This window comes from Lysinibacillus halotolerans (assembly GCF_003711845.1).
In the GTDB taxonomy this organism is placed as follows: domain Bacteria; phylum Bacillota; class Bacilli; order Bacillales_A; family Planococcaceae; genus Ureibacillus; species Ureibacillus halotolerans.
This window is the reverse complement of record NZ_RHLQ01000003.1, coordinates 108280-133532: the sequence shown is the minus strand read 5'-3', so window position 1 is coordinate 133532 and position 25253 is coordinate 108280. Positions and strand designations below refer to the sequence as shown.

The 25253-nt window shown below is 34.5% G+C and carries 27 protein-coding genes and 1 other annotated feature; of the genes, 18 read left to right on the top strand and 9 right to left on the bottom strand.

Annotated elements, in window-relative coordinates; all coding sequences use genetic code 11:
• Window positions 1-123: 123 nt before the first annotated feature.
• The 3 genes from EC501_RS02890 to norA all read right to left on the bottom strand — a co-directional run bounded on the left by EC501_RS02890 (window position 124) and on the right by norA (window position 2165).
• Window positions 124-585: a hypothetical protein gene (locus EC501_RS02890; RefSeq protein WP_122970782.1), complete on the bottom strand. Its 462-nt coding sequence runs from the start codon at window positions 583-585 to the stop codon at window positions 124-126.
• A 183-nt stretch (window positions 586-768) separates the two neighbouring features.
• Window positions 769-960, bottom strand: a complete 192-nt coding sequence (locus EC501_RS02885) for a MerR family DNA-binding transcriptional regulator (RefSeq protein ID WP_122970781.1) — start codon at window positions 958-960, stop codon at window positions 769-771.
• Window positions 961-983: 23 nt separating this feature from the next.
• Entirely contained in the window at window positions 984-2165 is a 1182-nt protein-coding gene (gene norA / locus EC501_RS02880; RefSeq protein ID WP_338322882.1) for a multidrug efflux MFS transporter NorA, read from the bottom strand.
• 191 nt (window positions 2166-2356) lie between these two features.
• On the opposite strand from norA, the gene EC501_RS02875 reads away from it, so the two are divergent.
• Window positions 2357-3385: a serine hydrolase domain-containing protein gene (locus EC501_RS02875; RefSeq protein ID WP_122970779.1), complete on the top strand. Its 1029-nt coding sequence runs from the start codon at window positions 2357-2359 to the stop codon at window positions 3383-3385.
• A gap of 40 nt (window positions 3386-3425) precedes the next feature.
• Here EC501_RS02875 and EC501_RS02870 read toward each other — a convergent pair whose 3' ends face one another.
• The gene (locus tag EC501_RS02870; protein ID WP_122970778.1) at window positions 3426-3875 is read right to left on the bottom strand and encodes a DUF1569 domain-containing protein; all 450 of its coding nucleotides are present in this window, start codon (window positions 3873-3875) and stop codon (window positions 3426-3428) included.
• Between the two features lie 227 nt (window positions 3876-4102).
• On the opposite strand from EC501_RS02870, the gene EC501_RS02865 reads away from it, so the two are divergent.
• From EC501_RS02865 to EC501_RS02850, 4 genes are all read left to right on the top strand, one after another.
• Window positions 4103-4543: a cell wall hydrolase gene (locus EC501_RS02865; RefSeq protein WP_122970777.1), complete on the top strand. Its 441-nt coding sequence runs from the start codon at window positions 4103-4105 to the stop codon at window positions 4541-4543.
• A 173-nt stretch (window positions 4544-4716) separates the two neighbouring features.
• Window positions 4717-5151, top strand: coding sequence for a hypothetical protein (locus EC501_RS02860; RefSeq protein ID WP_122970776.1), 435 nt, complete (start codon window positions 4717-4719; stop codon window positions 5149-5151).
• A 120-nt stretch (window positions 5152-5271) separates the two neighbouring features.
• Complete coding sequence (locus EC501_RS02855; RefSeq protein WP_122970775.1) at window positions 5272-5598, top strand: antibiotic biosynthesis monooxygenase family protein; 327 nt, start codon at window positions 5272-5274, stop codon at window positions 5596-5598.
• A 333-nt stretch (window positions 5599-5931) separates the two neighbouring features.
• Complete coding sequence (locus EC501_RS02850; RefSeq protein WP_122970774.1) at window positions 5932-6378, top strand: GyrI-like domain-containing protein; 447 nt, start codon at window positions 5932-5934, stop codon at window positions 6376-6378.
• Window positions 6379-6561: 183 nt separating this feature from the next.
• On the opposite strand, the gene EC501_RS02845 is transcribed toward EC501_RS02850, so the two are convergent.
• Window positions 6562-7926: a citrate:proton symporter gene (locus EC501_RS02845; RefSeq protein WP_122970773.1), complete on the bottom strand. Its 1365-nt coding sequence runs from the start codon at window positions 7924-7926 to the stop codon at window positions 6562-6564.
• 783 nt (window positions 7927-8709) lie between these two features.
• Here EC501_RS02845 and ttdA point away from each other — a divergent pair.
• Both ttdA and ttdB read left to right on the top strand, forming a co-directional pair.
• Window positions 8710-9621: a L(+)-tartrate dehydratase subunit alpha gene (ttdA, locus tag EC501_RS02840; protein ID WP_122970772.1), complete on the top strand. Its 912-nt coding sequence runs from the start codon at window positions 8710-8712 to the stop codon at window positions 9619-9621.
• Window positions 9618-10229, top strand: a complete 612-nt coding sequence (gene ttdB, locus EC501_RS02835) for a L(+)-tartrate dehydratase subunit beta (RefSeq protein WP_122970771.1) — start codon at window positions 9618-9620, stop codon at window positions 10227-10229. The genes ttdA and ttdB overlap by 4 nt, the downstream gene beginning before the upstream one ends.
• Window positions 10230-10380: 151 nt before the next feature.
• Here the strand turns inward: ttdB and EC501_RS02830 are convergent, their stop codons facing one another.
• The gene (locus EC501_RS02830; protein ID WP_122970770.1) at window positions 10381-11154 is read right to left on the bottom strand and encodes a GntR family transcriptional regulator; all 774 of its coding nucleotides are present in this window, start codon (window positions 11152-11154) and stop codon (window positions 10381-10383) included.
• A 184-nt stretch (window positions 11155-11338) separates the two neighbouring features.
• On the opposite strand from EC501_RS02830, the gene EC501_RS02825 reads away from it, so the two are divergent.
• The 4 genes from EC501_RS02825 (at window position 11339) to EC501_RS02810 (ending at window position 14505) form a co-directional block, all read left to right on the top strand.
• Window positions 11339-11785, top strand: a complete 447-nt coding sequence (locus tag EC501_RS02825; protein ID WP_122970769.1) for a GNAT family N-acetyltransferase — start codon at window positions 11339-11341, stop codon at window positions 11783-11785.
• 87 nt (window positions 11786-11872) lie between these two features.
• Window positions 11873-12304: a hypothetical protein gene (locus tag EC501_RS02820; RefSeq protein WP_122970768.1), complete on the top strand. Its 432-nt coding sequence runs from the start codon at window positions 11873-11875 to the stop codon at window positions 12302-12304.
• A 169-nt stretch (window positions 12305-12473) separates the two neighbouring features.
• On the top strand, window positions 12474-13166 hold the full coding sequence (locus EC501_RS02815; protein WP_122970767.1) for a DUF7683 domain-containing protein: 693 nt from the start codon (window positions 12474-12476) through the stop codon (window positions 13164-13166).
• Window positions 13167-13689: 523 nt separating this feature from the next.
• Window positions 13690-14505 carry an undecaprenyl-diphosphate phosphatase gene (locus EC501_RS02810; protein ID WP_122970766.1) on the top strand — a complete coding sequence of 272 codons (816 nt, stop codon included), beginning with the start codon at window positions 13690-13692 and terminating at the stop codon, window positions 14503-14505.
• An 84-nt stretch (window positions 14506-14589) separates the two neighbouring features.
• Here the strand turns inward: EC501_RS02810 and EC501_RS02805 are convergent, their stop codons facing one another.
• A complete protein-coding gene (locus EC501_RS02805; RefSeq protein ID WP_122970765.1) occupies window positions 14590-15738 on the bottom strand; it encodes a DUF418 domain-containing protein in 1149 nt (382 codons plus the stop codon).
• A gap of 394 nt (window positions 15739-16132) precedes the next feature.
• Here EC501_RS02805 and EC501_RS02800 point away from each other — a divergent pair, with 394 nt between their 5' ends.
• Window positions 16133-16915, top strand: a complete 783-nt coding sequence (locus EC501_RS02800; RefSeq protein WP_122970764.1) for an alpha/beta fold hydrolase — start codon at window positions 16133-16135, stop codon at window positions 16913-16915.
• 58 nt (window positions 16916-16973) lie between these two features.
• On the opposite strand, the gene EC501_RS02795 is transcribed toward EC501_RS02800, so the two are convergent.
• Window positions 16974-19139 carry a YhgE/Pip domain-containing protein gene (locus EC501_RS02795; RefSeq protein ID WP_122970763.1) on the bottom strand — a complete coding sequence of 722 codons (2166 nt, stop codon included), beginning with the start codon at window positions 19137-19139 and terminating at the stop codon, window positions 16974-16976.
• Window positions 19140-19452: 313 nt separating this feature from the next.
• Between EC501_RS02795 and EC501_RS02790 the strand changes: the two genes are divergently transcribed.
• The 3 genes from EC501_RS02790 (at window position 19453) to EC501_RS02780 (ending at window position 20758) form a co-directional block, all read left to right on the top strand.
• Window positions 19453-19911, top strand: a complete 459-nt coding sequence (locus EC501_RS02790; protein ID WP_122970762.1) for a GNAT family N-acetyltransferase — start codon at window positions 19453-19455, stop codon at window positions 19909-19911.
• Window positions 19912-19939: 28 nt separating this feature from the next.
• A complete protein-coding gene (locus EC501_RS02785; protein WP_122970761.1) occupies window positions 19940-20305 on the top strand; it encodes a DUF3997 domain-containing protein in 366 nt (121 codons plus the stop codon).
• A gap of 120 nt (window positions 20306-20425) precedes the next feature.
• Window positions 20426-20758, top strand: coding sequence for an MmcQ/YjbR family DNA-binding protein (locus EC501_RS02780; protein ID WP_122970760.1), 333 nt, complete (start codon window positions 20426-20428; stop codon window positions 20756-20758).
• A 135-nt stretch (window positions 20759-20893) separates the two neighbouring features.
• On the opposite strand, the gene EC501_RS02775 is transcribed toward EC501_RS02780, so the two are convergent.
• Entirely contained in the window at window positions 20894-22054 is a 1161-nt protein-coding gene (locus EC501_RS02775) for a LysM peptidoglycan-binding and 3D domain-containing protein (protein WP_122970759.1), read from the bottom strand.
• A 392-nt stretch (window positions 22055-22446) separates the two neighbouring features.
• On the opposite strand from EC501_RS02775, the gene EC501_RS02770 reads away from it, so the two are divergent.
• The 3 genes from EC501_RS02770 (at window position 22447) to tyrS (ending at window position 25199) form a co-directional block, all read left to right on the top strand.
• Complete coding sequence (locus tag EC501_RS02770; protein ID WP_122970758.1) at window positions 22447-22932, top strand: NUDIX hydrolase; 486 nt, start codon at window positions 22447-22449, stop codon at window positions 22930-22932.
• 132 nt (window positions 22933-23064) lie between these two features.
• Entirely contained in the window at window positions 23065-23532 is a 468-nt protein-coding gene (locus tag EC501_RS02765; protein WP_122970757.1) for a GNAT family N-acetyltransferase, read from the top strand.
• A gap of 116 nt (window positions 23533-23648) precedes the next feature.
• Window positions 23649-23901: a binding site (T-box leader), on the top strand.
• Window positions 23902-23984: 83 nt separating this feature from the next.
• Window positions 23985-25199, top strand: a complete 1215-nt coding sequence (gene tyrS, locus EC501_RS02760) for a tyrosine--tRNA ligase (protein ID WP_122970756.1) — start codon at window positions 23985-23987, stop codon at window positions 25197-25199.
• The last annotated feature ends 54 nt before the right edge of the window (window positions 25200-25253 follow it).

Below are 25253 nucleotides of genomic sequence, written 5' to 3'. Positions count from 1 at the left end.
TTAATTTTATCAGAAGTGGTCCTTATTTTTTATTTAAAATAATCAAAGCCGGTGAAATTTTACTTATCGTAAAATTTCACCGGCTTTTCATTTCAGAGGTGGGTTTTGTCCCAGCCTCTTTGTCTATTCTTCAATTAACACTCTGAACTCATTAATATATTTGTGCTCGTCACTTTGATAATTAATAGAAAAGAATTCGTATATATCACTCATGATTTTCACTTCGTTTTTATGAATAAATTGAATGAGCTTTTGTAACGATTGAAAATAATCATCAAAAGTAGTGGAATGGCAAATAATACTTAAGTATTTTCCCTTAGGTAAAATAGCGAGTTCTGTATCCCTTTCAAGGGGCATCATTTTCTTATTTGAAAGTAAAGGCGTAAACAAATAATGGTAGTTTATATCATCGATGCTTTTGTATTCCCCAATAGGGAAAATGGAGCCATAACCTTTCTTACGAAAACCTTCTGTTGAAGGTCCATATTTTCGAAAGCTGCTAAACGATGAATTGAACGTATTTTGTGGACCTAAACCTTGAACTCTTTTTTGAATAATTTTTATTTCTTCCTTTTCTAATAACACGACTTCACCAAAGGGAGCTTCTTGCCTCTGTATATCACGTCTGACAGAGGAGATGATTTGTTGTATTTCATACAGATAGTCAATTTTTTCTTTTACAACTTGCTCTTGATGAATGAGGAAGGAAATATAATCATCATTATTTAATTCTTCAACTTTTTTAATTTGATTTAATTGTGTTCCAATTTAACTTAAAGATTTGATTAAATCTAAACGATATAATTGAAAGTCACTATAATAACGATAATTGGAATTTGGATCCACATAAGCAGGTTTAAATAACCCAATCTTATCATAATAGCGAAGTGCTTTAATGGATATATTCATTAATTTTGAAACTTCACCTATGGAATAAAGTTTTTCTTTATCTTCTTCCATATGAAATCCACCCCAATTTCATTTTATTTCGAAGCGACAGTTCTAGGTATGGAATACTGTTTCCAAGTAAGCGTTAATCCGATACCAATAGCTAACGTGATCGTTGCGAAGTAGAATGGATAATTTAAATCCACATCAAATAGTATACCACCGATAACAGGTCCAATCACATTTCCAATACTCGTAAACATCGAGTTCATACCACCGACAAACCCTTGTTCATCACCAGCAATTTTTGAAAGATACGTAGTCACGGCAGGTCGCATTAAATCAAAACCTATAAAAACAAGGATTGTCGTCAATAAAATAACAAAATAATTATGAACGAACGTTAATAGTAAAACGATTGCTGCTGAAAATATTAAACTATAACGAATTAATCGAATTTCGCCAAGCCATTTTGTCAATCGATCGAATAAGGCAATTTGAACAATGGCACCTACAATAGCTCCGCCTGTAATGGCAATCGCGATATCTTTTGGAGTAAATCCAAACTTATGATCGACAAATAGGGCAAATAAAGATTCAAAAGAAGATAAGCCGAGTGCCGAAATTAAGATAATGATAAAGGAAATTAAATAGGCTGGTAAAAAGATTCGCTTCCATCCAACCTTTTCTTTTGGAACATCTGCATACTCATTATTTCGTTCTGGTTCCTTCAACGTAATGATGGATAATATCGCTGCTATAATTCCTAATGCAGCCGCAAAGAAAAAGGGAATTCGAGTTCCGATTTCTGCTAAAAAACCGCCGATCCCAGGGCCGATGATAAACCCAGTGGAAATGGCCGCTGACATATAACCAAGTGCTTTTGGTCGTGTATCGACTGTAGTTGTATCAGCAATAAAAGCAGTAACAGCTGGCATTATAAAGGCAGCACTGACGCCACCAAGTATACGGGAAATGAAAAGAACCGTTAAATTATTTCCGATTCCGAATAATAGTTCTGAAATACCAAAGATAAATAAACCGATTACAACGATTCTTTTTCGACCGAATTTGTCGACCCAAATGCCGGCAATAGGTGAAACGACCAATTGTGCTACAGCAAAAGCTGAAACCATGTAACCAACAATTGAGCCGGATAAATTTAATTCATTCATAATAGTAGGAGTAACAGGAATAACGAGTCCTATACCTAAAAAGGCGATGAATAAATTAAGAAGTAATATCGATAGAGTCATATTTTGTTTTAACACGTGTATCCTCTCCTTCAATGATTTTACACTACAAGATGTTATTTTAATCTCTCCCTTAAGGGGAGAGTCAATCTTCCATTCTTCTAATCTTTCTACTATTAAAATGAATGCGTTTTCTTTATAATTTTTGTAAATTTATAGAACATACGTTCTGTTTTGTGGTAAAATGATGTTAAATCGCAAAGGGGGAATGGATTATGCCACTAAATGTTAAAGAGCGGATGGAACACTATAATGTATCAGGTATCAGTTATGCCCTAATTTATAATGGTCAAATTCGTAAAGTTGAAAACTACGGTTTACTAGAAGCAGGAACCGATCATTATGTAAACAGCGATTCTATTTTTAGTGCTTGTTCCATTAGTAAGTTTTTAACTGCGATGCTAGTGTTGAAGTTAACAGAGGAAGGCGTTCTCCATTTAGATGAGGATGTCAACGAAAAACTTGTGTCGTGGAAAGTGCCTACTAATGAATTTACAAAGGGTAAAAAGGTAACTTTACGAAACTTATTAAGCCATCAATCCGGTATAATGGACCCGGAAAATAGTTTTCCTGAGCTAAATGCAAATGTCGGAATCCCATCAATGGTTGAGCTATTAGAAGGGAAAACGCCTTATTGTCCAAAACCAATTCAAGTGACATATGAACCAGAGAGTGAATTTCACTATTCGGATGCAGGTTATTGTGTGATCCAACAATTAATAGAAGATGTGACGGATAAATCGTTTCAGCAAGTAATGGAAGAGTTCATTTGGAAGCCATTAAACATGGGGAGCAGCACGTTCTCTACATCGCTAAGTACCGATAAAGAGAATTTTTCATGTGGTCATAAAAGCGGGGGAGTGGTAGAAGGAAAATATCCAATCTATCCTTATCCCGCCGCTGCCGGCTTATGGACAACCTCTTTAGATCTAGCTAAATTAGTCGTGGAATTAATGAATGCTTTAAAAGGGGAAAGTAGGATTGGTATTTCTGCAAGTATTGCCAAAGAAATGATCAAGCCCCAAAGAGGAAAGGCATGGGCTGGTTTAGGCGTGTTTTTAGAAGGTTCTAATAAGGAATTAGAAATTTCCTCCTTTGGTTGGGGAGTAGGCTTTCAATGTATGATGGTTGCGTATCCTTATTTAGGTTCTGGGTTGGTTATCATGACAAACACCGATTTAGGCGTTCATCAATTGGAAGGTTTAATTGGTGAAGTGTATCATCACTTCAAATCAGAAAATTAGAAATGAGTCTAATAAACTCATTGAATATCTAATAGTTCCATTAAACGCCAAACTGTTTTAAATGGTGGTCAAGGTGCTTGTAAATTCCTTTGCCCCATTGTTCGGAAGTAAGCTTTCCGAAAAAAGGGTGGGGGTGACTTGAACAATTTTCAGGTCCTGCCTGTTGGAATGAAATAATTTTTTGTTTTAAGTTTTCTTTTTCCAATTCAAAATCTTTTTTATCTGTTATTAAAATAGTTGGGATAGTAGACATATTTTTTGCCAATGGCTTGTCGTTAAAAAAAACAGGCCTCGCAAATTTTCCGACAAAAATTCCTAACCAACCTCTTGGGGGGAAAGATTTTCCCATTGGAATGTCTTGAAACAAAGAGCAATGAGCAAGCATTTGGGCTACATCCATTTTCCCCCATATTGGTTGAGAACTTACGCTTAAATGTTCGATTCGTTCTAATATTTCTTCCATATGTATTTGTTCAAAAATATTATTCATTTTAAACACTCCTTTCTTTTTATTGATTTTTAGGTAATCGTTTCATTAAACTAATATTCTACTTCAACGCTATTTATCCTTCTCCATCAAATCGGATAGTTACTGAACATAAATTAAGGATTTTGGATTCTTAAAGAATGCACTTTATTAGCTGGAAAACATGATAAATTTATAAATAATGACATTATTGGACAATATTCTTCATACCATATATTTGGGGTGAAAAAATGCCAAGAGTAAAGTATCGAGATGCGGATGTCGATTTAGTAGCAAGGATGATGAGGGCAGAAGCCGAGGGTGAAGGAAACCAAGGAATGTTGTATGTTGGAAATGTTATTGTGAACCGACTTGTAGCGAATTGCTTAGATTTTAGAGATTTACGATCAATTGAAGATGTTATTTACCAAGTGCAAGGAGGAAATTATTCCTTTGAAGCGGTTCAGAAAGGGAACTTGTTTTATGAAAGAGCAAGGCCAAATGAACAAAGATTAGCAAGACAGGTTTTGGATTATTGGAGAGACCACCCAGGGAAGTACGCCCTTTGGTATTTTAATCCATACGCTCCATGTCCTCCAACATGGTACGATCAACCTTTCGCTGGCCAATTTAAAAACCATTGCTATTATGAACCTGCCGCTGGAACATGTGATAGTGTTTATATGGGCTAGCTATCTAAATATTCCTTTTGTATATGTAAAAAGAATCTCTACTTTTTCAAAAAGTAGGGATTTTTTATGTTTCAATACAATGGATATTAATGGTTAATTTGAAACATTTTGATGTATTCATTCGTATATAAATTATACAAAGGTTCTCCAATTTAAGCTAAGGGGGAGTGGGAATGAAAAAGGTTATATTGACACTAGTAGGCGTTAGTTTATGCGTCCTTTTAGTCTTAGGTTTTTCAGAATATCGAACGAAAAATTTTGTCGATACATTTATTTCAAACCCAGATGAATTTGCAGAAGCGGTGGATAGCGTTGTCATTTGGGCAAATAATGATACGTCAACGACAAGTGAGGTTATTGTAAATCAAGTCGATGTACAGTTTAATGAAATACAAAGTGCTTTTAGTGAGTGGGAAATGAAGAGAACGATTTTTAAAGAATTGGATCTCAACCGCCAAACCTATGGCGTGAACTTTACTAACGCTGAAAACCCGATGAACTCTTTTAACATTTTAATTGATGAAGATGGAATGATAAATGTAAATGGTTATGAATATGAACTCGTAAGTGGTAGTTCTATAGAAGAATTAATCGAAAGGGTAAAGTAATATTTTAAAATAGGGCGTTAATCCAAAGGGTTGACGTCTTTTTGTTGAACGTTATATAGGAACAAGTGCATTACATAAAGTATAGGACTTAGAGGTCATCACTTTAGGAGGGGGAAAAAGATGAGTGGAATTGCCAAAACACCTGAGCCACCGTATTACGCAGTCATTTTTGCCTCACAGCGAACGAATGGTGATAGAGGCTACGGAAAGATGGCTGATAAGATGGTGGAGTTAGCTTCACAGCAGCAAGGATTTTTAGGTATCGAAAGTGCGCGGGATGAAGAGTTGGGAATTACCGTTTCTTATTGGGATTCTTTAGATGCCATCAAAAACTGGAAGGAACATGCAGCCCATCAAGTAGCACAAGAAAGAGGAAAAGCAGAATGGTACAAAAATTTTTCTCTTAGAGTTTGTAAAGTGGAAAGGCATAAGTTTTTTGAAATGTAAGGGCACGAGTCCCTTACACTACTTTGTTTTTGATTTTACCGAAAACAATACCTTTTTCGGAGTCTTTTGATTACTATAATCAAAACAGTCATTTTTACTCGGATTAATGATTATTGTAGCGTTGTTTGCAGGACTACATTATTTAAGCACTCTAATTCATTTAGGAATCTATTTCTATTTGGTAATTGCCATAGTTGGTCTAGCTATTTTATGGAAAGTCGCCTTCAACATATCATGGGAAAAAGTTGAAGGATGAATTTAGTTCGTGTAGATGAAGGGTTTAGATAAGTGAAAGAGAAATAGAATTAAAAAGTACATTTAGGGGGGATTTGAGTGGGCTATAAGAAGGAGAGAAAGGTTTTTAGAGCTGTAGGTTTAAAAGGTTTTGGAGCTTTCAATGATTATGGGAAAGAGGTTCCAAAACTTGCTCAGCAATTATTAGTACGTAAAAATGAAATTACGAACTCTGCTGATATTGAGATAGGTATATTTGAACCAAAAAGAGATGCAGACCATTTGGAAGGTTATTATTATGCAGGTCTAATTGTGAATGAATCTATAAAGGAAGTTCCCGTAGGAATGGAATATATTGAAAGAGAACAAGACTATGTATCAACAAGGGGAAATATCCAAAATCTTAACACTCTCCATCAACATTTGCTGGAATGGGCCAATGAGCAAGGTTATCAAAGAGATTTAACATCCGATATTATTGAGACCTATCATCCATTAATAAATGGAGGAGAAGAAGTAGAAATTTATTTGCCGATTCAAGTTTAATTAATTAAATTTTCGATTTAGGGGCATTGATCTAAAAGAGATTAATGCTCCTTTTTATTGTAGTGATAACAATAAATATATTGAATATGAAGAAACCTTGCCAATACCTGGCAAGGCTTGATTAGTGAATGTTTTAGACAAGTAAAAAAGAAGGGTATTTCTATTATTCTCATAGATTATTTTTTAAATCGGTAACGCTCCAGTTATTGTATAAACTGCTAAGTATATAAGAATAATTGGCCATGCATAAATAACATATTTTATTTGGAAATCTACAAAATTTGTCTCAGTTGAATCTACTAACATATATAATGCTGGAATAACGGGTGAAATTAAACGGAATGCTTGACCCACCATAGAAGCTACTGCTGCTTCACTAGCTGATATTCCATATTGCGCCATTACATCAGACATAACCCCAGCAATTCCAAAGTAAAAAGCATCTTGAGGTAAAAAGGTAATAGCAGGTGCTGCTATTAATGCGTAGATTGGAGCCATATTTGCACCTAATGATTCAGGGATGATAGCTGTAATAGATGTTGCTAAAGCAGTTGACATTCCACTACCTGTTAAAATGCCAGAGAAAACTCCCGCAGCTAAAGTTGCTAAAGCTGGAGCTAATGCATCTGCAGCTAAATCATCAAGTCTTTCGTTAATAAGGCTTGCAGATTTATAGTTTACTGTTAGAGCAACTGCAGCTCCTATACCGAATAGAACACCACCATGGGCAATATCCATAACAAGCATAACTAAAATAGCAAGTGTTAAAATCAAGTTAAAAACAAATAGTTTAGGTCTTTTTAATTCAGGATCTTTTAGCCGAATAGCGTCTAACATGGTCTCCATTTGTTTTGGTGAAATATCTTTAGCCGTTTTAGGGTCAAAGTTTAAACGTTTTCTTTCTTTCATTCCGATAAAATAAGCCATAAAAATTGCAAATACTTCAGCAACTAGCATTCCTGGCAGCAAATCTGCAAATAACTCACTAATACTTACATCCATTGCTGTAGCTGCAGCAATTGTTGGTCCTCCCCATGGTAACTGATTAAAGATTCCAATGGGAGTAACAATAATGACTGCTAAATAAATAAGCTTAATCTTCATTTGCTTATATAGATGAAGGAAAGCAGCAACACAAATAATAATCGTTGTAGTTGTATCTCCGTTTAAAGTAACTACAGTCGAAGTTAATACGGTTGCCATTGTAACTTTCAATGGATCTCCTTTTGCTCTTTTAATAAAAAATTCGCACAAAGGATCAAATAACCCGACATTAAGCATTATTCCGAAATACAACACTGCAAATAGAATGACGATAGCAGGGGAAATAACTCCCATAGAAACCTTTCCAGTTTCTTCGTTAACACTAAACAAAATTCCTTCCTTAATCCATTCGAAGAGATCTAAAAAAGAAGCTCCTGTTACGAAGGTTGCAATTGCTCCAAAAACGAAGGGAACAATTGTTAATGCTGCGAAGACAGACAATTTATTTTTTGATAAAAGAACAATAAATACAATAATCATCGATAATGCTAGGAATGTTAACATACAACCACCTCCCAAAAATATGAAATCAATTTATCCAAATAATTAATCCTGTATTTAAGAATTGAATTTATAAATTTTATTATTTATTTGTTGTGAACACGAAAAACCAAGAATTACACTTACCAAAACTTCTAATCTACCGTTTATCCGGAGATGGAGATAGAGGGAAAATATAAGTGGAAGCGCATACAAAAATGTTTTACGGATTATTCAATTACATATTGTATCGATGGGTAGTGTTACTCGAATGTGTTCAACATTTTCCTTTCCTGCTTTTTATTTTGAAAGCGCATCCAATATATCACTCCTTTTTTCTTAAATTAATGGAAATTAGAAATAAATCAGTAGAATACCGATGGTTAAATTGTATTTTAATGAATACATTAATGTCAATAAAATATTTAGAATATTCCATTATCTTTATTCATTTTTTTATAACCATCATCAGTATTGTTGCTTTGATATTTGTAAAATCAATATTATGTGACGTTTGTAACATCGTGTGTGTATTAATTTATTAATAAAATTCTTTAAGCCTATTGACTTTAATGTATACGTTATTTAATAATTAGTCATAAGAAATTGTATTATGGTTTTATGAGGTTAGGGAGATCTATACGGGTAAAAGTTTTAACTATCTTCTTAGCTGGGGGGAAATCGACAAGATAATAGTACTGATTTTTTCTTTTGAAAACGATTTCTTTCTTAAAGTAAATCCTAGCTAGGGTATGACAAATTTAATTCGTTTTCACTAAAAATTAATGATAAAAAAGGAGAGGTATTATGAACGTTATTCAGGAAAAGACCCAACAAAAAGAAAGAATGATTGAGTTGATGTCAAAATTTATTTCGATTGTTAGTTATAAACTTCCTGACGATGTGGAAAATAAATTAAGGGAGTTAAGTGAAGAGGAAGATAATCGCCTTGCAAAAATTATCTACAAAACAATGTTCGAAAATCAGAAACTAGCTTCTGAGTTAAAGAGACCATCTTGTCAAGACACAGGAGTTCTCCAGTTCTTTGTTAAATGTGGACAAAACTTCCCGTTAATTGGACAGTTAGATACCATACTTAGAGAAAGTACCTTTAAATCAACTAAAGAGACTCCTTTACGTCATAATTCTGTAGAGACATTCGATGAATTTAACACAGGAAAGAATATTGGGAATGGTACACCTAGTATCTTTTGGGAGATAGAAGAAAATAGCGATAAGGTAGAAATTTATACTTATATGGCTGGTGGGGGATGTACTCTTCCTGGCGTTGCAACCGTTTTAATGCCAGGTGAGGGATATGAAGGTGTTGTGAAATTTGTTTTAGATCGTATGACAAGTTATGGATTAAATGCCTGTCCTCCTTTACTTGTAGGTGTGGGAGTTGGAACTTCGGTTGAAACAGCTGCTTTAAATTCGAAACTAGCTCTTATGAGACCTGTTGGAAGTGTAAACGAAAACGAAAATGCTGCAAAAATGGAAAAACTTTTAGAGGATGGAATCAATGCTATTGGGCTAGGACCTCAAGGATTAAAAGGATCTAAGTCTGTAATGGGTGTAAATGTTGTTAATACAGCAAGACATCCTTCTACAATAGGCGTCGCAGTAAATACTGGTTGCTGGTCTCATAGAAGGGGAAAAATTACTTTTGATAGTAATTTAAATTATGAGATTAGTACACACAAGGGGGTAACGTTATGAGTAAAAAGGTACTATCAACACCTATTAAAGATGAAGATCTTAAGGATATAAAAATTGGTGATATTATTTATCTGACTGGGACATTAGTTACTTGTAGGGATGTCGCCCATAGAAGACTGATTGAGGAAAAAATTCCATTACCTGTCGACCTTAAAGGGAAAGCAATCTTTCACGCGGGACCTATTGTTAGAGATCTTGGTAATGAAAAATATGAGATTGTCTCAATTGGTCCAACAACAAGTATGAGAATGGAAAAATTCGAAAAAGAATTTATCGAAGAAACAGGCGTGAAGCTTGTTGTTGGGAAAGGCGGAATGGGAAAAAATACGGAAGAAGGTTGTAAAAAGCATAAAGCTTTACACCTTGTATTTCCAGCAGGGAATGCGGTTTATGCAGCAACGAAAGTTGAAGAAATTAAAGAAGTACATTGGAAAGACCTAGGCATGCCAGAATCTCTATGGGTTTGTGAAGTGAAAGAATTTGGTCCTCTAATTGTTTCCATTGATGCAGAAGGTAATAACATTTTCGAGGAAAATAAAGTGGAGTTTAATAAGAAGAAAGAAGAACAATATAAGTTAATAAGTGAGCAAGTAAGGTTTATTAAGTAATTTCAGTATGGAACGGTGAAGTTAAAACTGGGTAATACTCAAATTTGTTTACAAGCATAATTACAAAAAAAGGCTGTCGATGATTTCTTAGAAATCTCAACAGCCTTTAAATATTTTTATAAGAAGTTTTAAAATCGCTAATGAATTTTATTTATTTTTTTGTTTCATCCTGAAAGGGTGATAATGGCATAGAGTGAAGAGTCTCCAAAATTTCGTTTCGCGCTCTATAACGATGGGACTGTAACAAAGTTCTTACTGCTTCAGAATCTCCTGCTCGCATGGCAGCTAAAATCGCTTTATGTTCAGTTACTGAGCGTATAGGCTTTGGTCGGAATTTAATTGTATATAATCGTGCTCGATACAGTTGATCAGACTGGCTATCAACAATTGATCTAAGGCGTGGATTTTGAGATAAATCAACAATGTAATTATGAAACTGATCATCCAGTTCTGTCCATGCAAATAGGTCATTTAGTTCTAATGCCTTTTCTTGTTTCTCGATGAGATGTTCAAGTTGAGTTATTTCTTCTTGACTAGTACGACCTGTAGCAAGTCTACCTGCTACACCATCTAAAGCTTCTACTACCTCATAAATTTGTTGAAGATCATCTGCAACGAGGGGGGCAACAATAAATCCACGACGTGGTATGAGACGTACCCATCCTTCTGTTTCTAAACGAACAAGCGATTCACGTACAGGTGTCCTGCTCATGTCGAGTAATTCTGCCATTTCCCTCTCTAACACCGTTTGTCCGGGTAATAATTGTAGGTGCCGGATTGCGTGTCGAATTGCTAAATATGCTCTTTGTGGCAAACGTGTTTCTCCATTTACATCTAAAGTAGATAAAAATGATCGAACCGCTAGAACTAGCTCAGACTCATCTAGTTTTTTAATATTAGAATCAGGTGTATTTTGATTATTCATTTCACTATCACTCATCTCGACGAATATCAGATTTTATATGACTTTACAAGAAAATTATAACAGATAATTAATCCTACCCTCAATTGGTGGAGCAGAGAAAGAATAGGAAGGATTTAACCACTTTCATGTTGAAATAAGTAACTTATCCAATTTAATAAAAGAAAACACTGAATGAGGGATATCCTTGATCAAAAAAATTGATATTACGACTAGAAGAAATGCAGAAGACGTATTAAACATCCAAATACCAGCTTATCAAGTTGAGGCTGAAATAATCGGTTATGACGACATTCCACCGTTAAAAGATACAGTGGAAAAGTTACAACAGTGCGGGGAAACTTTCTATGGGTATTACTTAAATGAGGAGCTTTGTGGCGCCATCTCCTTAAAGGTTGAGGAGGGTGAAGTGGATATTCATCGATTAATCGTTCATCCTAACCATTTTCGAAAAGGAATTGCGCAAATCCTTTTAAATTATTTAGAAAGTCATTTAAAAAGGAAAACAATGAAAGTCGCAACAGGTTCTAAAAACATACCGGCTATTCGTTTCTATAAAAAGAACGGCTTTGAAATTGTGAAAGAAGTTATAGTCAATGAACAATTATCCTTAACCTATTTTGAAAAGAAATGATAACTATCTCCTTATCTATCTATTTAAGAAAATAGTGTTTAACCCTTTTTTACCATCATATACTTGATTAAAAAGGAGTGTATGATATTGAAAAAGGGTAAAATCGTTTTCCTTGGAACCTTTGTCTTGTTATCGTTTATAGTCTTTCTCTTTACGAATAACTCTTTATCAAAAGGAGAAACGTCGGAAGTTTCTGAGACAAGCCCTAAATTACTAGCTGAAAACGACAAGAAACAAAAAGAAGCAGAAGAGATTCAAAATTTACTACAAGAAGAGGATGGCTTTTTAGAACAAGTAAGTAATCGTTTAGTAGAAAAAGGATATGAATTTAGTACGATGCTTGCGGTATTTTCAAGTGAAGATATTCAAGTAAAATATATCGTTTCGAATAAGGAAGTAACAGAAACGGATCAAGAAACAATCAAATCCATATTCAATGAGTTAATCGAAAAAAATAATTTTGATGCGGATTCGTTTAGTATTAAAGTGGCTGATAGTAATGACGGACCCGATTGGTAATGGAGCATTGATCCTAAAGGATTAATGCTCTTTTTTGTTGAATTAATAAACGAAGGAGTAAGAAATTATTAAAGAATCGCTATAAATAAGGTGGTCTAAAAGTGAATATGAAATACCAATGGCGTATTACAAAATATAACCTGCATTTAGAGAGCAGGACGGAGCATATATGAAAGAGGAGTGGATAAGTTCTTCTGACATAGGCCAAACATTTAATGGAAAGGAATTAACTCTAAATGAATACATGGAAGTAGAAAAGGCATATGTTCATGCTGTAATGGAGTTTTTAAAAGAAAACAAACTAACATCTTTAAGGGTAATTCAATTACAAATACATCATGAAATTCTCCCTGATAAATCATCTCCTCTTTATGAAGAAGCATTTCATTTACCGATAGTTGAGGATGCCGTTATACATGAAAAAGATATACCTACCGTTTGTAAAATGATATTACGGAATTATATTCATTGTCACTTTGTTTCAATGGATCAATTCTTTGTTCATTTCGGCTGGGATTATTATATGTATATCGGTTCGAACCAACCATGTAACAATGCAATTAAATTTGCCTTGAACAATAAACTTTTTGTAGAAGACTACCCATCTCCTTATTATCTTGTTGAAGAAAGGGTTAATCGATATATTGAATGGTCAGTTATAGGGGATGAAAAAATAGTAGGAGAGGAAAGATTGCAAAATGTATCATTAACCGAACTTCAAAAAGCTCTCCATCTATCAGACGAACATCCAGTGATTGGCTCCTTTACGATAAATCCTGAAAATAAAGATTTTTTTCAACAGTTTATAAACCATAAAATAGACTTACCGAAATACGAATACTATTTATATAGTGGAGATTGATTTCATTACATAGCATCTTACCTTATGAAAGGTGTGATATTTATTTTTGAGTTAGTCATGCAAATAACTTTCTCCAGTTTTTTTATTATAGTGACTCTCATTAGGTGTAGTAAAATTCTTAAAAAACTTAACCGATAAACAAAAGAAACAGCCTATAAAGATAATGTTTGAACTATGTGCTGTTGCAGGTCTATTGCTTTTTTTCATTGGTATTACTTTTTTTGATAACTTAGTGTTAAGTGATATAGGAATGGCACTATTATATATTAGTTTTATTTTCGATATAATTCGAAACTGGAAATCTACTAGTAAAATGAGGACGATTCGATTAGTCATTGCTTTAAATTATTTTTAGTATTTTATATTTTTTTCTTTCACTATTTGGGATATTAATCTATAGCAGGATAATGTTCTTTTTATTGGGCCATTTTGTTTAAGAAAAAAGGATTGATTATAAATAGGAAACAATCCCCATGCTATTTCGTTTCTATAAAAATAGATTAGTTATAAAAAGGGGGATATCATGGGAGAATCAGAAATAATCTATACCATTAAGATGATCATTATCGGATTAGTACAAGGTTTTACAGAACCTATTCCTGTATCATCCAGTGGACATGTAATGATTGCTAGTGAAATTTTAGGCCTGGGTGAACAAGGATTTACTTTTGCTATTCTTACAAACACTGCCTCACTTTTGGCGATTCTATATATTTATAGAAAAGATATTATTAGACTGATAAGCAATTCGATAAAATATTTGAAAACGAAAAATCATCGCTATAAAAGTGATTTTCGCTTTGTTTGTTATATCATAATCGGTACGATTCCAGCTGGGGTTCTTGGGGTATTGTTGAATGACTATATTGCAGAAAATGTCAGTATGACAACGATTGCATTCATGCTTTTCGTAACAGGAATTGCCTTATGGTTCATTCGGAATGTAAGAGGAACGAAAGGTGAGCGAGATATATCATTTAAGGATGCATTCATTGTTGGTTTAGGTCAAGCTATCGCATTAACACCAGGAATTAGTCGTTCAGGTGCAACGATCATTTCAGCAATGGCAGTTGGAATGAAACAAGATACTGCTCTTCGCTTTGCCTTTATGTTATATATTCCCGTTAGTCTTGGTGGTGTCATACTCGGTTTTTCTGACTTTTTAAATGAACCGAATAAAGCAGATCTAGCAATCCCATATTTATCAGCGTTTATTGCAACAGTTTTAATGACCTATTTTGCCATGCGATGGTTTATGGGAATTATGAAAAATGGAAAATTAGTTTATTTTTCATATTATTGTTTCATCGTGGGGACTTTACTTTTAATATTCTTTTAAAAAAATGCATAATAAGTAAGACATAAAAAGCCAAGCTTCTCTAATTGAGAAATTTGGCTTTTACTCTTTCATCCTATCGAATTATCATCGCTCGTTTGTAATTAGTCTTAAAACCGCTTTACGTGCTGTTTCCATAGGCCCTAACTTTGCATAACGCAACCAAAGTGTTGCCAGAAAGACTTGGACTATACTTATGATTAGTAAAGTGAAAAGGATACCTAAAGAATTCATTTTTCCACCTAAGTTAGCTCCCCAACCATAGAAAAGGGCAGTACATAAAATGTTTTGGAATAAGTAACAGCTAAGCGATATTTTCCCGGTGTTTTCAATCCATTTCCATAACCGAAAGTCTCCTCGTTTTTCTACAAGCCATGCGAATAAACCGATATATCCAATGGAAAGTATCGGAGAAAATACATAACGAATGATTAGGTCAAAAACTCCACCTGGTACAAAAATTAAAAAGTTTAACGGAATCCCAATCAACAATCCGTATTTAAGCATGGTTTTACGAATTTTTTTCCCTTCTTCACTAGGGGAAAAGGCACCTTTACGCATTAACATTACCCCGATTAAAAACAAAAAGATATTGGAACAAAAGCTTAAAATCATTTCAATCCTTAACGTCCAAAAATTCGTTAACCGATAAACCACTTGTTCCCACCAACTACTGTATTGATAGAGTTGTGTTACATTTAAATCTAATGATACCTCGCCACCCTGGCGATTCAGCGTGAAAATGAGTATAGTTACAGCCAAATAGAGAATGAAATTTAAACTTCCAAAAGTAATCGTTGCCCATTTGATAGCCCGATCTCCTAATTTTACAATGAAAGAGACGATAATCGCTGTCACTGCGTAACTCATTAAAATGTCATATTCCATGACGAAGGTAAAATTTAAAAATCCTTCGATAAGCAAAATGAAACAAATCCATAAATAAACGCCAGGCCATGGATTCCCCTTACGAAGAGACTGCTGATACTTTAACTGTAATCCAACCCCAAACAAGATGGCTAATAGCCCGAGAAACTTCCCGTTAAATAGTGCTAAGGTTAATGTACGTAAAAACGTATCAAAGGAACTCCACCATTCATTGTTTTGGAAAGTAAAGATATAGTTTATATCCCCTAAATGAGCGAAAATCCAAATATTTACGCCTAACGTTCCCAAAATCGCAATTCCTCTAAAAATATCCAATAAACGAATGCGATTTGCTTGGGTTTCATTCATTGCGATAATGCCTCCTTAAACTAGTAAAATCTAATCATTGTCAATCTCAAATGACTTAACATTTTCCGAAAAGAAGCTATTGGAGAACCAATAGCTATTAGATTTTATGAAATAGTAGTCTTTTCTATGAAGAATTAAAGTGCAAGCTAGGTTAATACATAAAATTGTAAAGGGAATGAATAGTACATGGTAGATATAGAAGACAAAATCTGTTTACTTAAAAAATACAGTTTCTTAACAAAAGGAGAGTGTTATCCACGAGGGTAAACGTTCTCCTTTTGTTATATTTTACGAAGCTCTTAGAACCTTATTCCCTTATTCATAGGTATTCACCTATATGGGCTAGAGTGAATATTTTATGATTAATGTGTTTTTACTAATGAGGGGGAACGGTATGGGATACTACGTTTGTGTTGAACCAGGCGTAAATTTATATGTGGAAGATTTAAATCCGAAGGGCAGTAAGACAATCGTATTTTTACACGGATGGCCATTAAGCCATGACCAGTTTGAATATCAGTTTGATGTTCTTCCTGCAATGGGTTACCGGTGTATCGGTATTGACTGGAGGGGATTTGGAAAATCTGATAGACCAATGGAAGGCTACCATTATAACCGATTGGCAGATGATATTTTTGCTGTAGTGGAAAAACTTCAATTAAATAATTTTACACTAGTTGGTCACTCTACAGGAGGAGCAATTTCCATTCGTTACATGTCTAGGTATAAAGGGTTTGGCGTATCCAAACTTGTTCTTGTAGACGCTGCAGTCCCAGTCGGTTTTACACAAGAAACAGCCCATCAATTACTAGATCAAGCTTTAAATGACCGTCCTAAGATGATTCGTGATGTGAGCGACACCTTTTTCTTTCAGTATGTTACAAAACCATTCTCTGATTGGTTTTTCCATTTAGGATTACAAGCAGCAGGGTGGTCTACAGCAGCCATCATTATGACATTAAGAGATAGTAAGCTTTATGATGACCTTCCAAAAATACTTACTCCAACTTTAATCGTGCATGGTGTTCATGACAAAGTAATTCCTTATGCCCAAGCTTTAGAACTAAATGAAAAAATAAGTAATTCCTATTTAGTTCCGTTTCAATTTAGCGGCCATGGTCCTTTCTGGGAAGAGAGGGTAAAGTTTAATCAGTTATTGAAGGAGTTTATCGGTTAAACGTCAGGCTCTTTTTTCAATAAAAAAAGTGTCCATTAGATGGACACTTTTTGTTATATTAATGGAATAATCCGGACTCTTTCGATTTTTTCATCAGAGCATTTGTTTTCTTACTTAATGGACCTTTAAGGAACGTTCCAATTAACAATGCAATGATACCGAATAGAACTAAAAACATCAGGTCTCTATAAACTCTTTCCCAAACAATACCGCCTACCGCTTCTCTCATTAAATCGACCGCATAAGAGAATGGTAAGAACGGGTGGATTGTTTGGAAGAATTCAGGGAGTAATGCGACTGGATACGTTCCCCCAGAACCAGCAATTTGTAATACAAGAAAGACAATGGCCATTGCCTTTCCGACATCCCCAAACACTGAAACTAATGTATAAACAATGGATATAAATACTAAACTGATGATTAGTCCAAATAAGATAAACCATACAGGTTCAGCAATATCCACACCTAAAATAAACATATCTCCGGATGTCACGATTAAAGCTTGAACAAAGCCAATACTCATAAAGGTGAAAAGTTTACCGAAGTAAATTTGTTTTTCAGTGTAATCAATCGAGTTATGGACACCTGTAGCTAACAGGGAAATTAATAACAGAGCACCTACCCATATAGCAAGTACAGTATAAAAAGGAGTCATCCCTGTACCGTAGTTTGGAATTGGGAATAAGCTGTTTTTGTTAAGTAGAACAGGTTCTTCAAAAAATCCTTTTTCAGCTTCTGGATCATTTTGCAGTAACTCAATGATTTCATTGATATCTGTTTCACCTTGTATTTCTCGAATTCGATCAGCTAATTGGTTTATTTTATCGTTCACATAAGGGTATTCGCCTAAAATCTTTTTAAGCGTTTCCTCGCCTTCACCTAAGTTACCCTCTGTGTTCGCAAGAATTTTTTCTACTTCTGGAATCGTCTTTTGGATTTCACTTAAGATTCCTCGAGCATCATTTAATGTTTTCTTCGCATTGGCTACTTCTTGTTTAACAGTTGGCTCGATCTCTTCATTATATAGTTTTACGAAGGCATCAATTTCATTTGCCGTTGTAGCGGCCATCGTTTGAATTTGTCCGATTAGATCGTCCAATTCTTGCTGTTTATCTGAAAGAAATGCGGTAATCCTTTGTCCACTTTCTTGTATATTCTGAAGTTCACTCTTCAACAATGCTAATTGTTCAAGTGCCTGATTAATTTGTTCTTGATTTGTATTAGAACCTTCCTCATTGTTATTGTTTTGCTCTTGAAGTTGGTTTAGGGCACCTTCAATTGCTTCAATATTCTCAATGGAGCTCGTTATTTGCCCATTAATTTGATCACTAATTTCTTTTCCTTGGTTTAAGTTAATGTCGGAAGATTGTACAGTACTGATAAAATCATTTACTTCCGTTGCCATTTTCTGTACTTGTTCTAGATTTTTTTGAACTTGAGGAGCAATCTCATTTAATCGATTCTCAGCTTTGTCTAAAAACGCAGTCGTATCATCGATTGTTTGTAAGCCTTCTCCAGTAACACGTTTCGCATCGGGAACGAGCGCTTGTGCCTTATCAATCATCCCTTTTGCATTTTCCGCATCTGCTAAGGAGTCATTTAATAAAGTATGAATTTCAGGTAGTTTTTCTTCCATTTGGAAAACATACTCTTCAAATTTTTTAATGTCGGGTAGATCTTTTTCAATCTCTAGTCCTAATTCATTGAACTTTTCAAAAATCGTACCGTTCACGGTTGAAATAAAGTTACTTGTAATTTTATCAACGATTCCGCCCGCACCAGATGCAGTGATTTTAGGTGCTATCGCGTTAATTTTTTCATTCACATAATATTCGACTTTCGCCTTTTCAGGGCGATCTTCAATAACCGTACCTAATTTTTTAGAGAAATTTTCGGGAATAACGATGACAGCAAAATAGTCTCCATATTCCACTTTATCCATCGCTTCTTTACGGTCAACAAAATGCCAATCCATATCTTTATTGTTTTTTAGTTCTTTGACAACTTCATCCCCGATGTTCAACTCTATATCACGAACCGTAGCTCCTATATCTTCGTTCACAACCGCTACTGGTAACTGATCCGTTTGACTATAAGGATCCCAAGATGCTTTAATGTTAAACCAGGCATATAAAGAAGGTAATAGCATTAAACCTCCGATAAGTATGGCTGCAACCCAGTTAGTCACAATGCTTTTAATATCCTTTTTGAAAATACTCCACATACTACTCATCCTAATCTTTTCTTATTTATTTGATTATGTGAAAAATCCTTTAAATTATGTAAAATCTATTAAAATAATTCAAGCTAAAAGTATAACGCTGCTCAACAATTCTATCATCATGTAATACTTAAATGAAGGATTTATTGTGAAAAGTTGGAAATAGGAACTATTAAGGGAGACAAATAGGAGCAAAATCGAGAAGGATTGAAGTTATTTTTGTTGAAGTTAGTAGAGAAGGAATTTGAAAGGGTTTCTGTTGAAAAAGTGAGCAAGCATTGCTATAAAATATAAAATAAGGGGAGTAAAGGATAATATGGAAATTATAGAACTGAAGGATAGAAATGAGCTTTTTGAAAAGGCAGTGCATGTATTTTGGAAACAATGGGGAAACAATCATAACTTCAAATTTTATGAAGACGCGATGATTCATTCTTATACGACTTCTTCCGATATTCCAAGGTTTTATGTAGCGATCGAAAATGGCAATATTATTGGAACTTATGCATTATTAAGAAATGATTTAAACAGTCGTCAGGATTTATGCCCATGGCTCGCTTGCCTTTACGTGAAGGAAGAATATAGGGGCAGAAAAATAGGCTCTACATTACTTCAACATAGTTTAGAACAAGCGGCACAAAAGGGGTATCATAAACTTTATTTATCAACAGATTTAGAAAATTACTATGAGCAATATGGATGGAAACATAGTGGGGTAGTGTACGGAGTAAGTGGTGATCATATTAAGCTTTACGAAAAAGAGACGAGAAAATAGAGAATATCTCCTAAAGGAATTGAACTGTATGAAATTAACTACTAAGATGATTATGATATTGCTGGTAGTTGTATTAAGTGGGTGTAATGGAGCGACAGATTACGTAATTCCTATCAACTCAAATTTAGAATTTGGAAGAACGAATCCTAGTACATATTCGATAAATTATCGTGATGATGGGCAATTTGTTATTGAGCCAACTATATCCGAAGTAAATTGGGATGATTCTTATGTAATAGCGAAAAGGGAACATAATAGCGATGTAGAGTACTGGATTATTGATCTAAAGGACGAAGTAAACTATGGCCCGTTATCAAAAGAAGCATATTTGAAACGAAAAGAGAAGATGAATATAGAAATGGAATTAAAGTCAGTAGATGACATAAAGCCGTAGAAATATTTTTTAATTATATTAACTCATATAAATCGAAAAGAAGGGCTTTAATCAAAGGATTAATAGCCTTTTATTGTGAAAATAATTAATATATTTTTATAAAAACATTGGGGAGGTAACATGAAAACTAGAAAAGAGGCTGTTGATTATTGCTTGAAGTTAGGTAATACATATGAAGACTATCCGTTTCGTGATAAAAATTGGACATTAATGCGTCATAAAGAAAATAAGAAAGTGTTCGCGTGGATTTTTGAAAAAGAAGAACATATTTGGGTGAATGTAAAGTGTGAACATGGGATGCTCGAATTATGGAGACAAGTTTATGAGTCAGTAGTTCCTGCATTTCATCTGAATAAAGACCATTGGAACTCTATTATTCTTGATGGTACCATTCCAAATGAAGAAATTTATAAAATGATAAAAGAGAGCTACCATTTAACGAAAACGAAGTAATCGTTATATTACGTTCAAAATTTACTTTGGAAAAAAGTGGGAAGCTTCTACGCATTGTTTCATATACAAAATAAAGCAAAAAGGAATCGTAACTTTTCCTTTTTGCTTTGAAAATCTTATTATAGTCTGTAAATACTAGTCTAAAATGGTTACTTTTACAGTTTGTACCCCGTAATCGATTGCATCTTGTTTATCAGGAATAAAGATATCAATTCGATTACCTTTAATACCGCCACCAGTATCTCCAGCGATAGCTTCCCCATAGCCCTCAACATAAACTTTCGTTCCAAGAGGAATAACAGTTGGGTCAACCGAGATCACTTTTGCATCTGGGTTTTCTATCAGATTAATTCCAGTAGAAGTAATACCTGAACATCCTTCACATGTCGCTGTATAAGCTGTCGCTTCCATAATAAATTCTTTTGGCGCTTCCTCTGATACAGTCGTTGATTCTTCGGCAGTGTCTTCCGATGCGACTTCCTCAGTTGTAGCAGGAGCTGTCTCTTCAGTTGTAGTTTCAGCTGGAGCTTCCTCGTTTGTAGCAGGAGCCGATTCTTCCGTTGTACTTTCCGTTACAGCATCTTCATTTGTAGCAGGAGCTGTTTCCTCAGTAGTACTATCAGCTGGAACTTCCTCGTTAGTTGCAGGAGCCATTTCTTTCTCACTCTCTGTTACTACTTCCTCATTTGTAGATGGAGCAGTGACCACCGGTGTATTTTCTGTTCTCACTTCAGCATTACTTACTGGAGCTTTTGAATCAACTTTACTGTCCTGTGATACTTGTGCAGTAGTATGATGACTTTCTCCACCTTTAAAGATAACTAGATTTAAACCAGGATGAATAATATCCGTATGTAATTCGTTCCATTCTTTAATTTGAGAAACGGTTACCCCATGACTTCGAGCAATATCCCATAATGTGTCACCGTTTTTAACGAAATATTCTTGAGCGATTGTTAGGATATCCCCAGGATGAATAAGATCACTATGTAATTGATTCCATTCTTTAATTTGAGAAACCGTTACCCCATGATTCCGGGCAATGTCCCATAATGTATCACCAGATCTTACACCATATTCATTTTGTCTTGGAATCGTTAGGAAGTCTCCAGGATGTATAAGGTCAGTAGTAAGATGATTTACTGATTGAATATTTTCTACAGTAGTATTGTTTTCTTGGGCAAAATCCCAAAGGGTATCTCCCTTTTGCACTGTCACCGTTGCAGCTTGTGCAGTAGCACCTACAGTTAAAGAAAGTGCTGCAACTGGTACAATTGACATCATTTTTTTAAGCATTCAATTATCCTCCATGTTCTTGTTGCTAATTTTTAATAATCCTAACATAGATTTTTCTGACAAAAAGCACAGGGAGGTGTTAATTCGTTTACGTCTATGGCATTTATATTGCAATACTATTAACTAATAATATAGGGCTTGTAGCCACTATTAGAGAAAGAAGCCAGTTTATACCGCTCCACCCATTTTACTTTTGTAATATTTCATCATCGATTTTGGAGTAAAGAAAATAAAAATCTTTATAATTGTAGAGAGTTACGTACGAATTTTACTGTCATCTCTTTACAAATAAAACCTATGGTAAACTAAAAATATAAATATTTTCCAAATAAGTAATGAATCAATCCGTCAAAATTAACAGTTGAAATATATCACCTTAAAAGGAGGGTTATATGGGCTACATTATGGAATTAAGAAAGTTAGTAGGAAGCCGTTCTATTATAATGGTTGGGGCTTGTGTGATTTTAATGAATGAAAATGAAGAAATACTATTGCAACTTTGTAATGACAATAACTGCTGGGGATTGGCAGGAGGTTCATTAGAAATCGGCGAAACGTTAGAACAAGTAGCAAAGAGGGAGTTATTTGAGGAAACGGGCTTAATTGCAAATCAATTAAAGTTATTCAATGTGTACTCAGGAGAAAATTTCTACTATAAATATCCTCATGGTGATGAGGTATATAATGTCGTAACAGCCTATATATGCAATGATTACGAAGGGGTAATAACAAGAGAAGTAAACGAAGTTCAAGAGTTAAAGTTTTTTAAGTATCATGAGCTTCCTCAGAATATTAGTCCTCCTGATTTACCGATATTAAATGACTATATAAGTATTACTTATAAAAAACATTTTAGTGAACAAGGAAACGCGAAATAGAACTTTTCTTTCACTTAAAACCAACATGTTCTTAAAATGAACGACATGCAACCAATTCTAAATGATTTCGTAATTTAATAAGAGGAGACAAAGGGGATTAATAGAAAGAGTTCGGCGGAAAAGGAGAGTTCTATGAAGATACTATTAAAGCGAATGTCAGAGCGAGAATTTACGAAATACTTTGAAAATAAAGTTGAGAGATATGCGGAGGTATTATCGCAAAATGTACATGAGGAAGTAGACGAACAACCAAAATCTAAAGCATATAGACTACTACATAATTTACTTCCAAAAGGAGTAGAAACTCCTGATCATCATTTATTCCATATATTGAACGACGACCAGATGATTGGGTATGTTTGGATAAAGGTAGAGAAGGAAAAGAAAAGTGCCTTTCTTTATGAAATTTATCTTTTCGAACGATTTAGAGGAATGGGCTTTGGCACAAAAGTTATGACAACTGTAGAGGAATGGATACATCAGCAAGGGATTGCTTACTTTAAATTACACGTTTTCGGTAGTAATACAGGAGCGCGGAAATTATACGAAGAGCTTGGTTTTGAAATTGCCGGTATTAATATGATGAAAAAGATCAATTAATATCATTCTTTATATAAAAAAATTTTAATGTTGACAAATTGAAATGAATGGATAAAATAAAGAACAATTAATATGTGCATAACGAAGATTTGTTTTCAACATTTCGGAGTATAAGAACAAAGGCTATGAAAAGAATTAGTAGCAATCATGTAAACAGACAGAAAGCGACCGGTTGATGAGAGGAGCACGTTGAACGATTGTGAATACATCTTGGAGCTGTGTACCGAATAGGATTTCCTTAGTAGGCTACGCCGGCTTAGCACCCGTCATCATGTGCGAAAGTATCGTCAAAAGACTGTACTTATGAAGATAAGCAATGTGAGTTGCTTATGAATTAAAGGTGGTAACACGAGATGAATCGTCCTTTTGGTTAATCCAAAAGGGCGTTTTTTTATCCTTTGTTTCTTATAGAACTTGCAATATTAGAAATAATATTCCAAGGAGATGTTCGTATGTTAGTAAAACCTGAAGAACAAATGAAGATCATTATGAAAGGTGTTCATGAAGTAGTCAATAAAGAGGAGTTATTAGGAAAACTAGAAAAGTCCTATCAAACGAAGACTCCGCTTACGATTAAATTAGGATTGGATCCTTCTGCACCGGATATTCATTTAGGCCATGCCGTTGTCTTAAGAAAAATAAAACAAATGCAAGATTTAGGACACCAAGTGGTCATTATTATTGGTGATTTTACAGGTCGAATTGGTGACCCGACAGGCAAAGCAAAAGGACGCGTAGCTCTAAGTGATGAGCAGGTTCAAATTAATGCCCAAACATACTGTGAGCAAATCTTTAAAGTGCTAGATTCAAACAAAACAACGGTCCGTTTTAATAGTGAATGGCTTTCAAAGTTAACCTTTGAAGAAGTTCTTCAATTAGCAGCAACAACTTCGGTTGCGAGAATTTTAGAACGGGATGATTTTCAAAAACGTTATAACAGACAAGTGCCAATTGGCATTCACGAATTTTTTTACCCTTTAATGCAAGCGTATGATTCCGTTGAAATTCAAGCGGATATTGAATTAGGAGGTACCGATCAAACCTTTAACGTTTTAATGGGTCGCACCCTGCAAAAACATTGGGGACTCGAAAAGCAAGTTGCCCTTTTTATGCCACTCCTTGAAGGGCTAGACGGAGTAGAAAAGATGAGTAAAAGTCTGGGGAATTACATTGGTGTCAGCGAACCGGCTGAAGTAATGTTTAAAAAGGTAATGGAGGTCCCTGATCAATTGATTATAAAATACTTTGAATTAGCGACAGACGAACATCCAGATGAAATTGAAAAAATAAAGCTCCTACTAGAAAAGGGTGCTAATCCTAGGGATATTAAATTAAAATTAGCCGAAAATATTACAAAATTATACTGGGGAGAAGAAGAAACGGAAAAAGCCATTTCCTATTTTGAAGCAGCTTTTAGCAAAAAAGAAATACCTGAAAATATCCCAGAACTACTAATCGAAATAGGTGCAGAAACCGTTAAAGATATCATTCCTCAATTAATTGAAAAAGGTTTTGTGAAAAGTAAAAGTGAATTTTTGCGGCTAATGAAACAAAACGGTGTTCAATTGAATAAAGAAAAAATGAGTGAAGATGAATTAGACCGCGTATTAATGAACGGAGAAGTATTACAAATTGGGAAAAAACGATTTCTTCGTTTCGTAAAATAACGATGAATGAAAAAAAACTGTGCAACTCTTACGAAAAAGTGAGTACACTAAATC

Coding starts and splice junctions, on each gene's coding strand:
- EC501_RS02885 (WP_122970781.1), bottom strand. CDS start 960: ATGGAAGAAGATAAAGAAAAACTTTATTCCATAGGTGAAGTTTCAAAA.
- EC501_RS02875 (WP_122970779.1), top strand. CDS start 2,357: ATGCCACTAAATGTTAAAGAGCGGATGGAACACTATAATGTATCAGGT.
- EC501_RS02870 (WP_122970778.1), bottom strand. CDS start 3,875: ATGAATAATATTTTTGAACAAATACATATGGAAGAAATATTAGAACGA.
- EC501_RS02865 (WP_122970777.1), top strand. CDS start 4,103: ATGCCAAGAGTAAAGTATCGAGATGCGGATGTCGATTTAGTAGCAAGG.
- EC501_RS02860 (WP_122970776.1), top strand. CDS start 4,717: ATGAAAAAGGTTATATTGACACTAGTAGGCGTTAGTTTATGCGTCCTT.
- EC501_RS02855 (WP_122970775.1), top strand. CDS start 5,272: ATGAGTGGAATTGCCAAAACACCTGAGCCACCGTATTACGCAGTCATT.
- EC501_RS02845 (WP_122970773.1), bottom strand. CDS start 7,926: ATGTTAACATTCCTAGCATTATCGATGATTATTGTATTTATTGTTCTT.
- ttdA (WP_122970772.1), top strand. CDS start 8,710: ATGAACGTTATTCAGGAAAAGACCCAACAAAAAGAAAGAATGATTGAG.
- ttdB (WP_122970771.1), top strand. CDS start 9,618: ATGAGTAAAAAGGTACTATCAACACCTATTAAAGATGAAGATCTTAAG.
- EC501_RS02830 (WP_122970770.1), bottom strand. CDS start 11,154: ATGAATAATCAAAATACACCTGATTCTAATATTAAAAAACTAGATGAG.
- EC501_RS02815 (WP_122970767.1), top strand. CDS start 12,474: ATGAAAGAGGAGTGGATAAGTTCTTCTGACATAGGCCAAACATTTAAT.
- EC501_RS02810 (WP_122970766.1), top strand. CDS start 13,690: ATGGGAGAATCAGAAATAATCTATACCATTAAGATGATCATTATCGGA.
- EC501_RS02805 (WP_122970765.1), bottom strand. CDS start 15,738: ATGAATGAAACCCAAGCAAATCGCATTCGTTTATTGGATATTTTTAGA.
- EC501_RS02800 (WP_122970764.1), top strand. CDS start 16,133: ATGGGATACTACGTTTGTGTTGAACCAGGCGTAAATTTATATGTGGAA.
- EC501_RS02795 (WP_122970763.1), bottom strand. CDS start 19,139: ATGTGGAGTATTTTCAAAAAGGATATTAAAAGCATTGTGACTAACTGG.
- EC501_RS02790 (WP_122970762.1), top strand. CDS start 19,453: ATGGAAATTATAGAACTGAAGGATAGAAATGAGCTTTTTGAAAAGGCA.
- EC501_RS02785 (WP_122970761.1), top strand. CDS start 19,940: ATGAAATTAACTACTAAGATGATTATGATATTGCTGGTAGTTGTATTA.
- EC501_RS02780 (WP_122970760.1), top strand. CDS start 20,426: ATGAAAACTAGAAAAGAGGCTGTTGATTATTGCTTGAAGTTAGGTAAT.
- EC501_RS02775 (WP_122970759.1), bottom strand. CDS start 22,054: ATGCTTAAAAAAATGATGTCAATTGTACCAGTTGCAGCACTTTCTTTA.
- EC501_RS02770 (WP_122970758.1), top strand. CDS start 22,447: ATGGGCTACATTATGGAATTAAGAAAGTTAGTAGGAAGCCGTTCTATT.
- EC501_RS02765 (WP_122970757.1), top strand. CDS start 23,065: ATGAAGATACTATTAAAGCGAATGTCAGAGCGAGAATTTACGAAATAC.
- tyrS (WP_122970756.1), top strand. CDS start 23,985: ATGTTAGTAAAACCTGAAGAACAAATGAAGATCATTATGAAAGGTGTT.